This is a genomic window from Desnuesiella massiliensis, from assembly GCF_001403615.1.
In the GTDB taxonomy this organism is placed as follows: Bacteria; Bacillota; Clostridia; order Clostridiales; family Clostridiaceae; genus Desnuesiella; species Desnuesiella massiliensis.
In genome coordinates this window covers 73,462-88,009 of record NZ_LN879456.1, presented here as the reverse complement: position 1 = coordinate 88,009, position 14,548 = coordinate 73,462, and the positions used below count along the sequence as shown (strand labels likewise).

General features: G+C 32.3%; 13 protein-coding genes. 3 read left to right on the top strand and 10 right to left on the bottom strand.

The genetic code is table 11. The features are described 5' to 3' along the window. Positions 1-262 precede the first annotated feature (262 nt). The 5 genes from BN2665_RS11160 to BN2665_RS26270 form a co-directional block, all read right to left on the bottom strand. Complete coding sequence (locus BN2665_RS11160) at positions 263-1,360, bottom strand: ATP-binding protein (protein ID WP_055667203.1); 1,098 nt, start codon at positions 1,358-1,360, stop codon at positions 263-265. Positions 1,361-1,521: 161 nt separating this feature from the next. Beyond that, the gene (locus BN2665_RS11155; protein WP_055667202.1) at positions 1,522-2,046 is read right to left on the bottom strand and encodes a PIN domain-containing protein; all 525 of its coding nucleotides are present in this window, start codon (positions 2,044-2,046) and stop codon (positions 1,522-1,524) included. Further along, complete coding sequence (locus BN2665_RS11150) at positions 2,039-2,338, bottom strand: UPF0175 family protein (RefSeq protein WP_055667201.1); 300 nt, start codon at positions 2,336-2,338, stop codon at positions 2,039-2,041. The genes BN2665_RS11155 and BN2665_RS11150 overlap by 8 nt, the downstream gene beginning before the upstream one ends. Positions 2,339-2,598: 260 nt before the next feature. Continuing rightward, positions 2,599-3,798 carry an FprA family A-type flavoprotein gene (locus BN2665_RS11145; protein WP_055667200.1) on the bottom strand — a complete coding sequence of 400 codons (1,200 nt, stop codon included), beginning with the start codon at positions 3,796-3,798 and terminating at the stop codon, positions 2,599-2,601. A gap of 54 nt (positions 3,799-3,852) precedes the next feature. Further along, positions 3,853-5,760: an acyl-CoA dehydrogenase family protein gene (locus tag BN2665_RS26270; RefSeq protein WP_074042296.1), complete on the bottom strand. Its 1,908-nt coding sequence runs from the start codon at positions 5,758-5,760 to the stop codon at positions 3,853-3,855. Between the two features lie 445 nt (positions 5,761-6,205). On the opposite strand from BN2665_RS26270, the gene BN2665_RS11135 reads away from it, so the two are divergent. Next, positions 6,206-7,354 carry a metallophosphoesterase gene (locus tag BN2665_RS11135; RefSeq protein WP_055667199.1) on the top strand — a complete coding sequence of 383 codons (1,149 nt, stop codon included), beginning with the start codon at positions 6,206-6,208 and terminating at the stop codon, positions 7,352-7,354. Between the two features lie 92 nt (positions 7,355-7,446). Here BN2665_RS11135 and BN2665_RS11130 read toward each other — a convergent pair whose 3' ends face one another. Beyond that, positions 7,447-8,241, bottom strand: coding sequence for a serine hydrolase domain-containing protein (locus BN2665_RS11130; protein ID WP_278335904.1), 795 nt, complete (start codon positions 8,239-8,241; stop codon positions 7,447-7,449). Between the two features lie 243 nt (positions 8,242-8,484). Between BN2665_RS11130 and BN2665_RS11125 the strand changes: the two genes are divergently transcribed. Next, positions 8,485-9,084 (top strand): hypothetical protein, encoded by a 600-nt coding sequence (locus tag BN2665_RS11125; RefSeq protein ID WP_055667197.1) that lies wholly within the window; start codon positions 8,485-8,487, stop codon positions 9,082-9,084. Between the two features lie 228 nt (positions 9,085-9,312). On the opposite strand, the gene BN2665_RS11120 is transcribed toward BN2665_RS11125, so the two are convergent. Then, on the bottom strand, positions 9,313-10,074 hold the full coding sequence (locus tag BN2665_RS11120; protein WP_055667196.1) for a DeoR/GlpR family DNA-binding transcription regulator: 762 nt from the start codon (positions 10,072-10,074) through the stop codon (positions 9,313-9,315). A gap of 374 nt (positions 10,075-10,448) precedes the next feature. Between BN2665_RS11120 and BN2665_RS11115 the strand changes: the two genes are divergently transcribed. Continuing rightward, positions 10,449-11,072: an HAD family hydrolase gene (locus BN2665_RS11115; RefSeq protein WP_055667195.1), complete on the top strand. Its 624-nt coding sequence runs from the start codon at positions 10,449-10,451 to the stop codon at positions 11,070-11,072. Positions 11,073-11,134: 62 nt separating this feature from the next. On the opposite strand, the gene BN2665_RS26690 is transcribed toward BN2665_RS11115, so the two are convergent. The 3 genes from BN2665_RS26690 to BN2665_RS11100 all read right to left on the bottom strand — a co-directional run bounded on the left by BN2665_RS26690 (position 11,135) and on the right by BN2665_RS11100 (position 14,272). After that, a protein-coding gene (locus tag BN2665_RS26690; RefSeq protein WP_423229853.1) for an IS1182 family transposase occupies positions 11,135-12,581 on the bottom strand; the annotation gives its coding sequence in 2 pieces (ribosomal slippage) (positions 11,135-11,999 and positions 11,998-12,581; 1,449 coding nt in all). A gap of 401 nt (positions 12,582-12,982) precedes the next feature. Beyond that, positions 12,983-13,774, bottom strand: coding sequence for a class I SAM-dependent methyltransferase (locus BN2665_RS11105; RefSeq protein ID WP_055667194.1), 792 nt, complete (start codon positions 13,772-13,774; stop codon positions 12,983-12,985). A 234-nt stretch (positions 13,775-14,008) separates the two neighbouring features. Beyond that, entirely contained in the window at positions 14,009-14,272 is a 264-nt protein-coding gene (locus BN2665_RS11100; RefSeq protein ID WP_055667193.1) for a CD3324 family protein, read from the bottom strand. Positions 14,273-14,548: the final 276 nt, after the last annotated feature.

The window sequence follows — 14,548 nt, the reverse complement described above, 5'->3', positions numbered from 1 at the left end:
CTTAGCTCTTAAATTCTTAACTTTTCTTATGTTTTCCAGATTTCTCCCTTGGCGCCATTATGTTTTAGTAGTTCAAACATTTCTCCTCTCGTTATCTCAGACCACATATGAGAGGCCACTGTTTTATTATCATATTTTTTTAATAACATTATCTAATCTTAAAATATATCTTTTGTACAAATAAAAATCTTCCTATCCAAAGATAAGAAGATTTATTATATAACAACACTCTAAATTGTGTTAAATTTAATCACTTTTTTTCTTAATTAATATTTCTGTAGGTATAGTCAAAAGAACATTCTCCTACATCTTTTGCAGTCACTACATCAAAATAATCTTTCAGGGTTTCCACAAGATGTAAAGAGCGACAATACTGAATATTTACTTTCGGCTTCTTAAACTCAGCTCTATGCTGTTCAACTATATAATACATATAATCTAATATATTTTCATAAGCTTTTGAATTTATGTCAATTCCATCCTTAGTAGACCATACAGGTAATTTTTTAATATTATCTCCTTCAATAATTACCTCTCCTACAAACTTCTCATAACTGCAACCTCTCGTTATTAGTTTTTTTCTCCATAGCGTTTTTTCGGATTTATCCCTCTCAATAACTACCCTTCCATTTATAACAATATCCCATCCATTTGCTTTAGTAAATACATTATTATATAAGATTATTTTAACGTTCATGCTGTTAATAACTTTGTACGATGTTTCAGTAACTTTGTCTCCCTCTATAGATGAAAGCTTAGCAAATTGACCATTAATTATAATATTAAATCCTGACTGAAGTTTATATCTGTATCTTACTTCGATTTCTCTTATTAAATTATTTATAAAAGTATTATTTGAAAAATTTCTTTTTATGTCGTCATATAAATTGCTTACATTTATGATAAGTCCTTGTGGTAAATCTTTATTATACTTAACTTCATTTATGTCAATATCCCAATTGTTTCTTTTTCCCCACAGCTCAACATCAATATTTACTCTACAAGAATAATCATTTCTATTAGACAGAATTTTGATATCTTTGCCAAACTTTAAAAAAGCCCTTTTGAGTCCTATTCCATGTCCACCTGTATAGGCATCGCTACTTCCTATTTTAAGAGCATCACCCCATACCTTGTCTTTTGAAATTCCACCACAGTTATCACTTATTTCAAATTCTGAGTTATTGATTTTTAATGAAACATAGTATTGATGTAATCTTTTAGGGTTTGCTAGAGTTTCAGCTGCATTTATTGAAATATCTATTAAGTCAAATATTGCTGCCTCAATCCTTATGTCTTTTGTAATTGTTTTAACAATAAAATCTCTAGTTGGACCTGCATCGATTTTTTTACCTCTCATAATCATACTTAAATAAAATTGTTTTCTATTTAAAATATTAAACTCACAAAGAAAATATAACCATTTTTTATTTCATGAAATATTAGTACCTAACATTTTTCAAAAATTAAAATCAAAACGATAATTTTTTGCTATAAAATAGTTTAATATATAAATAGTTGCTAAATATGTCCTTGATTGTATTGATCTAGTTCGCCAGCTTTTTCTAAAGCATTTTCATACAATTTTTTTGATATTCTATAATTGGAATCTATAAGAAGGTCTAAGTACTTCTTAATCTCTTCAATCTTTTTTCTTCTCTTTGAAATTAGCAATATACCTATAATACCTATAGTTTGTAAAAGCATAGCTTCAGCAAAACTTCTAGCTGCTCTTTCATCTATAACAACATCTGTTATTTTTAATTCTCTAGCAGCTACTATAACTTCAAGTTCTCCTTTGTGGAGCTTTCCATACAACTCATTAACTAATTCTTTATTTTTCACCTTATAAATTGATATATTCCCTGATTCAATAGCATTTTTAAGTTCTTTAGCACCATAATTATCTTTTGAATTAGCCTCTACAATTTCTCTATAAACCTCTTCTGGAATTATAACTTCATCAAATATTTCCCACAGTAAATTTAACTTTCCTATAGCTGACAGGCCTATTATAGGACTAGAATTGCATACTATTTTAATCATCTAGATTCTCCATCCTATTAAGCAAGTTTTTCATAGCCATGTCATCCATTCTTTCTTGATCCTCTGTATATTCTCCCCAAGGAATTCCTCTATCTTTCAAAACATCCATAAATTCAGCTAGAGAAAGCTTTGCAAGCTCAGCAGCACGTGCTAATGTAACCATTTTCCCCGCAAATAAACCAACAGCTATTGAAACATTGACCTTTTCATCAATAGTTTTGCCACCATTTAACATACTAACTATTGGGATTATATCATCATAAATTTTCACGTTTCTATATTCCATAGCCATTATTATCACATCCTTATATGCTATTATTTTATTAATATTATACCATAATAGAACTATACTATGATATTGAAATTCGTATTAATAATAATGATATAAAAAACACCAACTCAGAAATTTTACCCCTGAGTCGGTGTTATATAGGGAAACACTACGTAAACTTAATTTATACATGTTCCAAAATCACAGCTTTAAGTGATTATGGTGCATGTATAAATTAATAGTTGAAGTTGTTTCCCTACAGGTTTATGTTTTTTATAAAATTACTTCATCGATTCTATAATGCTATCAGCAAGATCCTCCATTGAATCCTCGTCATTCTCCTTCATGCTGGAGGTCAATGTGATTTCATTTTCTAAGATCGTCATATCTTTCATATCCTCCAAAAGCTCACGCATAAGCTTTCCTGATTGAGGAGCCCAAGAGCCATTTTCTATAAGAGCAACGGTACGCTTTTGAAGATTTAATGCCTTCATATCCATTATATAACCCAGCATAGGTGGGTAAATATTTAAGTTGTAAGTTACGCAAGCAAGAATCACATGACTATATTTGAAGGTCTCAGATATCAAATAGGACACATGAGTTTTTGAAACATCATACATAACCACATTGGTCATGCCTTTTTTCACTAACCTGGTTGCTAAATCGCTAGCAGCGGCCTCTGTATTTCCATACATGGTGCCATAAACTATCATTACGCCCTTCTCCTCTGGTTCATATCGGCTCCACTTGTCATATTTATCTATAAAGTACCCTAAATCGCTGCGCCATACTGGTCCATGCAGTGGGCAGATCATCTTTATGTCCAACCCTCCAGCCTTCTTAAGTAAGGACTGTACATGAGGACCATACTTGCCTACAATGTTTGTATAATACCTTCTGGCATCATCAATCCAATCTCTATCAAAGTTCATCTCGTCATTAAACATCTTACCATCTAAAGCTCCAAAAGAACCAAAGGCATCAGCGGAAAATAATACACCATTAGTAGTATCATAGGTCACCATAGCTTCTGGCCAATGCACCATAGGAGCTTCTACAAATACAACTTCATGCTTTCCAAAGGACATAGTATCTCCTTCTTTAACCTCTATGACCTTGCCATCTATATGAAAGCCAAATTGCTGCATAAAGAGCAACGCTTTTGGCGTACATATAATATTTACATTAGGATAACGAAGAACAATTTCCTCAATGCAAGCCGCATGGTCAGGCTCCATATGGTTTATCACCATATAATCTAAAGGTCTGTCCCCTAAAACCCCTTTAATATTCTCAAGAAATTGACGACAAATTGACCAGTCCACCGTATCAAAGAGCACGGTTTTTTCATCTAAAAGCAGATAAGAATTATAGGAAACCCCTCGTGGTATAGGGTGAATATTTTCAAAGAGGGCAAGGCGATGATCATTACCGCCAACCCAATAAAGATTCTCAGCTATTTCTCTAACACAATACATAAATTCACTCCTCCTTTACGTTAAACAAATCATTAGGTTCGGTTATTACAAAAATCAGATTTCTATGAACATATCCTTCTCTTCACCGCAAGCGGGGCAAGTCCACTCTTCTGGCAGCTTTTCAAATAGTGTGCCTGGAGCTACTTCACCTTCTAGATCACCTAAGCCAGGGTCATATTCATAGCCGCATCCGTTGCATACATAATGTTTCCAAGTGGGAACTACTTTCTTAGGAACAGCTCTCTTCATCTTCTTCATTGGTGGTGCCTCCTTCTTTGGCTCTCCATTATCTAGGGCTTCAGTAAGCAATGGCAATATTTCCATCAAATCTCCCACTATACCATAATCCGCATTCTTGAAGATTTTTGCATTGGGGTTGATATTTATAGCTACAATGGTGGTAGCATCCTTTATGCCTTTCAAATGCTGACCTGCTCCTGAAATCCCGCAAGCAATATATAGATTTCCATTGAATTTTTGACCAGACATACCAACATAACGATTTAATGGTAAGTATTTAAGAGTTTCAGCTACTGGACGAGAAGAACCTATAGCAGCACCAGCTTGAACCGCCAAGTCTTCTATAAGCTTCATATTTTCTTTTTCACCTATGCCTAGTCCCACACTAACCACTCTTTCAGCCTTGCTAATAGGTGTATCTATAGGGATTCCCACGGTGAAATCATAACCCTCTGTCTTAAGGGCTTCCACAAGAGCGTCAACCTTTTCCTTAGCAGTTCCGTTTTTAAAAACAATTTTCTTACGATAACCTGTAGCAGGGTCTTGCTTAGAACCTTTATCCATAGTTTGCTCCTTTGGCATCTTGCCGATGATATGAGAAGATATTACTAAACGCTGAATTTCATTAGTTCCTTCGTATATAGTACAAATCTTAGCATCCCTATAAGCACGTTCTACTTCCATTCCTTTCAAATACCCACTTCCTCCAAATATCTGAAGGGCATCGTTGACAACCTCAAGGCAAATATCGGAGGCGTATTGCTTAGCCATAGCTGCTTCCATACTATAAGATTCATGATTTTCTTTAAGCTCTGCTGCACTATAAACAAGAAATCTAGCTGCTCTAAGCTTCGTAGCCATATCAGCCAATTTAAAAGCTATAATCTGTTGCTGACAGATAGGCTTTCCAAATTGAACTCTTTCCTTTGAATAGGCCAAAGCATTCTCATAAGCACCTTGAGCTATACCAAGAGCCTGAGCTGCAATACCAATACGACCGCCATCTAAGGTTCCCATAGCAATCTTGAAGCCCTCTCCTTCTTTACCCAATAGATTTTCTTTAGGCACCTTCACATCATTGAAAATCAACTCTGCAGTGGCAGAAGAACGAATTCCCATCTTGTCATAGTGTTTTCCAAAGGTAAAGCCTTCCCAGCCCTTCTCTACAATAAAGGCACTGATACCACGAGTACCTATGTTAGGTGTAGTAACTGCAAAGATAACGTAAATATCAGCCTCTCCTCCATTGGTTATGAAGATCTTTTCTCCATTTAAAATATAATAATCTCCATCTAAAACAGCAGTGGTCTCAGTACCTCCAGCATCACTACCAGCATTCTCTTCAGTAAGACCAAAGGCCCCAAGCTTTTCTCCTGTTGCTAGTGGAACTAAGTACTTCTGCTTCTGCTCTTCAGTGCCGTAGGCAGCAATGGGGTATGCACCTAAAGATGTATGCGCTGAAAGAATTACCCCTGTACCACCATCTACTCTTGATAATTCCTCCACAGCTATAGCATAGCTTATTACATCAAGCCCTGCTCCGCCGTACTCTTTCCCATAGGGTATTCCCATCATTCCCAGGTCAGCCAATTTATGAATCGCCTCCGAAGGGAATTTATTTTCCAGATCCAACATAAAGGCAATAGGCTTAATCTCTTCTTCCGCAAACTCTCTGATTTTCATCCTCAAATTTTCATGTTGTGTGGTAGTGTTAAAAAGCATATTTGTCCCTCCTTCAATTAATACGTTTACATAAATATTGTAAATAAAATATATTTGAAACATGTTTCTTAAATGTATATCTAAATGGTATACATTTATTATATGCCTTAAAAATCTGAGATACAACTTTAAACCCAGTACGTTTTCCTAACTATCCTAAAGTAAATGATTGAATAAATTCTTTTATATTGGTTTTTTAACCTAATATATGTTTTTTTGACTTATTTTATATGCATTACTATATTGACTTTTTATTTCTTTTGGTTTATAGCTGCCATCATTGTTTACCATTATCAGTAAGAGACTACGCAAAATCAAACTTAACATAAACTTTCAAGAAATGAATACTAATACTATCATCACCAAAAAAATCATTATGTATTTTTATAATTTATAAAATAGGTTATAATCTCAATATAACTAAAGTTAGACAATGGAGGATTTTATGAAAAGTCTTAAATATGTATTCTTAATAATAATTTTCCTTCTCCTATTCATAGTACTAAATTACTATGTAGGAAAACGTACTTTTTCAAGGCTTTCTGAAATACATAAGATAAATAACAAGGTCTTTTGGGCTTTATTTTGGTTTACAGCCTTTTCTTATATAATTTACGGCATGTTAAATAAGTACTTTCCTAAATACTTATCTAGTCCAATCATGTACATAGGAATTTATTATATGGCTATAGCTCTCTACCTTTTAATGCTTTTTGCTATTACAGATATATTACTAATCATAAATAAAAAGTTCAACTTTTTCCCTAATATTAAGGATAGGAGCCTGCTTTTCACCATAATATTTTTTATTTTAATAATAGGCTTAATAGCTATGGGCAGCTTCAATGCAAATAACTCCTACGTTAAAAAGTATGATATTAAAATAGATAAAGCTCTGAAAGAAGAAAAGCTTAATATAGTGTTAATATCTGATATACATCTTGGAGATATCGTAGGCAATGCTAGACTTAAAAAGATGGTTAATGAAATAAACCGGCTAAATCCCGACCTAGTATTAATTGCCGGTGATTTAATAGATAGTTCCATGAAGCCCTTTATTGAAAACAACATGGCTTTGGAATTAGGCAATATTAAAAGTAAATACGGGACATTTTTTGCCCTAGGCAACCACGACCTCTTTGACAATAAGGTGGAAGAGCTGTGCTCTTTACTTCAAAATCAGGGAATTACGGTTTTAAGAAATGATTATAAGCTCATTAATAATAGCTTCTATGTAGTAGGTAGAGATGATGTATCCGCCAGCAGAATTAAGGCTACAACAAAGGAGCTAAAAGATATAACTAAGGATATAGATAGCACCAAGCCTATAATTGTAATTGATCACAATCCTAGCAGAATAAACGAAAGCGCAGAGGCAAATATTGATTTACAAGTATCCGGTCATACCCATAGAGGCCAGCTATTTCCCTTTAACCTTATAACTAAAGGCATTTTTGAAGACCATTATGGATATATGAAAAAAAATAGCTTTAACATAGTAGTTTCCTCTGGCTACGGAACCTGGGGACCTCCGTTAAGAATAGGCAGTCGATCTGAAATAGTTAATATAACTCTTCAAAAAGGGACACCTTAAAATTAGGTGCCCCTTTGTTATAGCCGTGAGAAACAGCTTTGAACTTTTTACTAATTGCTTTATAAGGATTCCAGCCTTACCTTTTTTTCCATCTAAAGATTAGGATAAATATTTTCCCATATGCAGTCTTTAATGGCTTGTGAATTTTTCTCATTTGAATTTACAGCAATAACAGCATTTTTATCTTCTAAAATAATACATGTTTGCCCCAACATCCCACTAGCACGGTATGAATTATGACTGCCTCTCCAAAAGAAATAACCATATCCAAAACTGTTATCTAAAGAAGCATTAGCTGTGTCTATTTGCTTTTTTGTAGCCTGTTCAACCCATTCCTTAGAAATTAATTGTTTTCCGTTGTATTCACCCTTTTGTAAATATAATTGCCCAAATTTACTAAGCTCATTTGCTGCTAACATTAGGTCACTGCCTCCAAATACATGTCCTAATGGGCATAATTCATAGCCAGGACGTTGTATTCCAAGTGGCTCAAATAATCTTGGCATAAGATAATCAATTAATGAGCAACCTGTAACTTTTTCCACAATGACACCAGCCAAATAGGAGGTACAATTGGTATATGTAAATTGTTTTTTTGCCTCAAAGATAAGTGGTGTTGATAAAGCCACTTGAATCCAATTTTTATTTTTTAAGCTTCTCCTATCATCCATTAAATTTGCTTCTCCATAGCCTGCGCTCATGGTTAAAAGATCCTCTATGGTTAATTTCTTCAATCGTTGTAACTGAAGTTTTGGTAAATTTTCAGGAATATCCTTTCGAAAATAGTCAATAACTTTATCCTGCAAAGTTAGAAGTCCCTGGTCAATTGCCATGCCCACTGCTGTAGAAGTAAAGCTTTTTGTAACAGAATATTGATTTCTCCTTATTTCTTCTGCCCAATGATATTCATCAATTTTTTCTCAATTTTGCAATACCACAATACTGTATAGATTTAGATGATTAGATTTTTCAATAAATTTATTAAGTATATTTTACGCCTTGCCTTTCTACAAAAATTTTTAAAGTACAAATAAATTATAGCACTAATAACATACCTATACTTATTTATGTTATAATCTACATATCATTACAATTACTGTAATATAAATCATATAGGAGTGTGTTAATCAATGGTAGGTATTATAGCTTTAGTCATCATTGTTTTATTCTTATTGTTGGGCGTAAATGAATTTAGAAAGATGCGTATAAAGAAAGATAATATGTATAAAGTATTGGGTGTTAGCAAAGGTGATGTTAAATGCAATCATAATTTTCTGATTATGTACGGTATAAATGCCCACATGAATACAAAATGTACATTAATAATGCATAAGGATTATTTATTTATTGTTTTACCAACAATCAATTATAGAATTTCGAAAGAACAATTATTAGGAGCTTCTACGTTTACTAATGATGAACTTATACAAAAGGAAAATACTGAATCATTAGCGGAGCATTTTATAGGTAACTCTATTTACGGAAGACAAACAGAGGCAATTCTCGATGCACTTCGTCCTGCTACTAAAACGGTTAAATTTAAAAGAAACTTCATGGTTATTAGTTTTAATTCAAATGAAGGCCAAGGAGAGTCCATTGTTTTAGCCCCAGAAACCGATAGTGATAATAATTTTATTAGACTAGCAGCTGGGGCATTTAACTCAATTTATAAAACAAAGCCAAAACCTGTAAATTCAGAAGTTATCAGTTCAGAAACTGTGGATTTATAATGCAAAAACCCTCGACATCCGTCGAGGGTTTTAATGTTGGAGGCGAGGCACGGTGTGCTAAATCCACAAAAGGTTAAGTTATATTTTTTACTCTCCATTTCCCCAATGCTTTTCCTAGTTCACCACGAATAGCTCTAACTAATAATGTTTTATCAGAATCAGATACTACCTAAAAATCTATTAATTAATTCGGCATACTAGAAGATTTCGCATTATGTTCAATCAGGGTTATATTAACTTTACAGATAATTTTTTTAGCTTATATCTAATTTCATTAGTAATATCTGAATCAGTAATTATAGCACTAAATTCTTCTAAGTCTGCAAATCTATAAGTACTATCTACATCGAATTTTTCCTTTTCAACAAGTAAAAATACTTCCTTGCTATTGGAAATTATTAGTTCCTTAACATTACCATCTTCTAGCGTTACAGTATGTGCGCTATTTGTAATTAAATTTACACCTGCACTTCCCACAAAGCCTTTATTAAAGATGTATTTGGATATACTCTTAATAACCTCTGAGCCTAAAACGCCACCCGACTTGTTATCATATATGCCACCTATACATAGTAGTTTTACAGTTTCATTATTATTAAATAGTGGAGGTATTATGGACATATTAGTTATTAAAGTTATTTGCTTAGTGCTATTTGCTATTAATTTTGCTAGAAAAAAATTAATACTTGAAGATTCTAAAAAAACTACATCTCCATCCATTATAAGAGCAAAAGCTTTCTCAGCAATTAACTCCTTGGTATCTAAATTAGCTTTTATCCTAGTGTCAATAGGGATACTTTCGGAAAACCTTCTATTCAAAATAGCTCCACCATATGTTCTTTGAATAGCACCTTCAGCTTCTAACCTTTGCAAATCCTTTCTTATCATGCTTTCTGAAACATTAAACAGTTCACTAAGTTCTTTTACTTTAACTCTACCGTTTTTATTAAGTATATTTAAAATTTGTTCCAGTCTTTCTTCAGTAAACATCTAGACACCTCATCAATCATTATCATTTATTACTATTCTTGATTATTATCATAACATAATTGCTTAGGCATTACAAAATAACTTGAATAATAGTGCTAAATGATATAAAATAGTAATAAACACGAACAAATGATAATATATATTAACTAGAATTATTCCAATTGTCATATAATTTAGCGTAATAGGGTAAAGCCTAGCGTAATATTTTATATGTTTAGGTATCCTTATAATTAGTCGAATCAGCAGCTATTTTAAGGATACCTAATTTTTTGATTACAACAATATATTAATAGGAAGAAAAATAGGTACTTAACAGCACCAATTTAGACGTAATTGTAGTATATACTTATTAAATTTTAATAATGGAGGGTAACATGTATAACTATATTATATTTGATATTGACGGTACGATTCTAGACACCGAAATCGCAGTTCTTTCATCACTTCAAAAATTAGTATTTGAAGAACTTAATAAAAATTTGAGTTTTGATGAATTAAGATTTGCTTTAGGTATCCCTGGAGAAGTAACATTAAGTAAACTTGGAATAACTAATATTTTAGATTGCAATGTGAAATGGAATAGATACTTAAAAGAATATTTTCATCATGTGAAAGTTTTTGATGACATTAAGGATACTTTGATTAAGCTAAATGAAATTGGAATTTTAACTGGTATAGTTACTTCAAAAACTAAAGAAGAATTTCTAAATGATTTTGTACCGTTTGAGTTGAATAATTATTTTAAGTTAGTAGTTTGCGCAGATGATACAGAAAAACATAAACCTAATCCAGACCCAATTTTAAAATTTATTGAACTTTCAGGTGCAGATAAATCAAAGACAATATATATCGGTGACACTAAATATGATATGGATTGTGCATTTGGTGCTGACATAGATTTCGCACTAGCGTTATGGGGTGCTAAATCATCAGTAGGAATTAATGCTAATTATATTCTTGAAAATCCTAAACAAGTATTAGAACTTATAAAAGTTTAAATCATCTTCTTCTAGTAAGACGAATCAAGGACTTACTTTTAATAGTAAGTCCTACAGGTTGCTTACAAACCCCAGCTTATTTTTAATAGGCTGGGGTTTGTAGCGTAAATTATATATATTAAGCTAGCAATTAAGTTATACATATGGAAACTAATACTGAATTTAGTTAGGGCTAACGCCCTAGCTATCTTTTTCATATTCTGAACAGCAGCTGTTAATAAACACTGCTCTAGAACTTTACGTAGACCGCGAAAACGAGCGTAGCGTAGTCCATGGATATTTTTTGAATCCGCAAAACTACGCTCAATGGTCTCTTTTCTTCTCTTGTAAATTTGTTTTCCTTGATTTGTTCTCATAAACTCAACAGTTATATCTTTAGCCTCCTCCCAAACATGCCTTCTAATAACTCTTATTTGAGATTTAGGAGACAAGCTTTTTTCACTTAAAGAACAGTAGCTACAGTTCCTAGCGTTGGATATATATTCTCTGTATCCCTGTCGAGTAGTGGTTTTATATTTTAAACACATATTGTTAGGGCAATAATATATATCTTCATCTTTATCATAGCGAAAGAAGGTTTTAGTATATATCCCTTTTGTATGTGGTCCTAATCTATATGCTACTGCTGGCTTAATATTTCTAGCTATTAGTTTCTTTAAAACTAAATTGGTAAAGTACCCTGCATCTAACCCAATAAAGTTTATATCAAAGCCAAACTTTTTCTTCTGAACATCTACGCGAGACATTATAGGCTGTCTATTATAAACATTTCCAGGAGTTACATGTACATCTGTAATTATATTTTCTCTGCTATCAACAGTTCTATGGTCAAGATAGAAAAAACCTTTTGGTTTATTGTCTCTAACCATATACCCACTTTCAGGATCTGTTTTGCTAACTTTTATAGATTTATTTTCTGGTATTTGGTCTTTTTTTTAGCGGAGTTTTACCATGAGCCTCTCTATCTTCATTTATATCTTTATCTAATTCCTCTAGGTATTCTTTTGGTTCTACTGTAACTTGCACTAATTCAAATTTGTTCTTATTGGCGTTAGCTTTTATATGGGTAGAGTCAGCATAAAGTATTTTTCCACTTACTAATCCATATTTTATAGCTTGGCGCACAATTTCATCAAATATTTGCTGATCTATATCGCTATCGCGAAAACGCCTTCTACGATTTTGACTAATAGTTGAAGCATTTGGTATAGGTTCAGTTAAAGAATAACCTAAGAACCATCTATAAGCTACATTAACTTCTATTTCTCTTACAAGCTGGCGCTCTGAGCGAATTCCATATAAGTATCCAATGAATAGCATTTTAAATAAAACTACTGGATCGATTGCTGGTCTTCCGTTATCTAAGCAATAAAGCTTATTTGCAATATTTCTTATGAACGAAAAGTCTATATATTTATCTATTTGTCTCAAAAGATGATCTTTAGGAACTAAGTTTTCTAGTATAACTACTTCAATTTCACCTTGCGAATTATTTCTTTCATTTATCATTGTATCTACCCCTACTATTATTTATTACTATAAATATAATTCGCTGTGAATATTAAAAATCCTTTTTGCTCAAAGAAAAAACTGCTGACAAAATATGTTTGTCAGCAGTCTGAAGGACTTACTTTTAATAGTAAGTCCTATTTAAAAAATCTGCATCACTTACAGTACATTTCTCCCCAAAACATTTAATCCAAATTTAGTAAAAACCTCATTTATATTTATGGTACGATTCACCATGAAGGTTGTAACGTAGACTTTTTAGTTGTTACTAGAAATAAGTATAGAATTGTACTCTTTTTAGGTATCCCATTTTCTCAACTTATTAAAATTAAGACTATGTTAAAGAATAATGTTGATATTATAACAAAATAAAAGAAACCTATATACAATTATGCTGATTTTCAAACTTTCTGGCTGCATAACCCAAGACACTGGGGCAAAGCAGCCCATGGATTATTATGCCAGTTGAAGTTATCATAATTAATATCATTTTCTTCAAATAAGTAATTACAGTCTGGAATATCGTCAATAACACTATGAAATTCTTCCATCCTCTCAATAATAAAGCCTGACTTAGTTAAAGCGTTGACGTAATCTTGTATTCGCCAAGCGAAAGTTGGAACTTCTCCAAACGGGCCCACGTCTTCATAGCGTTTAACAACTTTAAAAATTCCCTTATATACTTTTTGGTCAAAAGGCCGAGCAAAGGGATGTGTATCAAAAAGCATATATTTACCTCCTTTTTTTAATATGCGGTAAATATTGCTATACATCGCATTTAAATCATTAATCCAAACATGAACACCATTAGAAGTATAAACTAAATCATAGGTACTGTCTGCGAGTTCATTCAGTTTCATGCTGTCACAGACATAATACTTTACGTTAAAATTTCTTTTTTCTGCGATTTTCTGTGCATTTTCAATTTGCTTGTAAGAAATATCCGTAGCTGTCACCTTTGCTCCCAAAGCACAAAAGCTAAATACTGCTGTATTGTCACCACAGGACGGAACACAAACATTTTTTCCTTTTAAGTCGGGATAATATTCTTTTATCATTGTAGCCATTGCATGAGGAAAACCCTTGTAGGGGTCTTTCTCAAGAGCCAAAAATAGTTCATCAAATTTGGTTTTGCTAAAATACTCATCAGAATGATTATTCCAATCATCAATTATTTTATCTTGTCTGAACATAACTTACCTCCGAAAATATAAATAATTTTAAGTTCATACTTTTGCGCAATTATAAATTAATATTATTGTTATTAAAGGATACGCTAAATCAATAAAAGTCGAGCCCTTACCAAATCATGTTTAGCTATATTGTAAATTATATTTTTTCACAGTAAAAGGTAAACAATCACTATAGTTATTTTATGCACAAAACCTCTGCAAGCTTTAAGCCTGCAGAGGTTTTGTATGTTAATACTATTTTAAATACACAATTTTTTTAATTGTATCATAAGAAAGATTGTATTTTATCATAAGTTCCTCAATACTTCTACCATTTTCTTTTTCTAATTTAATTTGTTTGTTTCTAGTTATAATTTCTTGTCTTGTACCATTTCTACTTCCCCAGGGATTCTTTCTCCCCTCTGGTTGCGGTATATATAATATCTCACCAGCTATATATTTCTGAATTTCACTAAGTAAGTCAAAAGGTAATACTTCTGTCGCATTTATATATTTCATTCTAATTTGCTCCTTCACTTCATAAATAATTAAGTAAAAGATGCAAAATCAGGCTTATTGACATTTCAAAATTAGAATGAAAAGGCGATTAAAAGATTCTCTATGCAGTTATCGCCATTATCTATAAGACTGATTCTGCATAGAGCTTTTTTCCTGATTCTACATTACCTCTGAAAAAACCTAGATTCAAACGAATCATCATCATTTTTTCCACCCCCAATATTAATTACATGATACTTACATTGTAAATAAATTTTGAAAATTAAGCATCTAAAT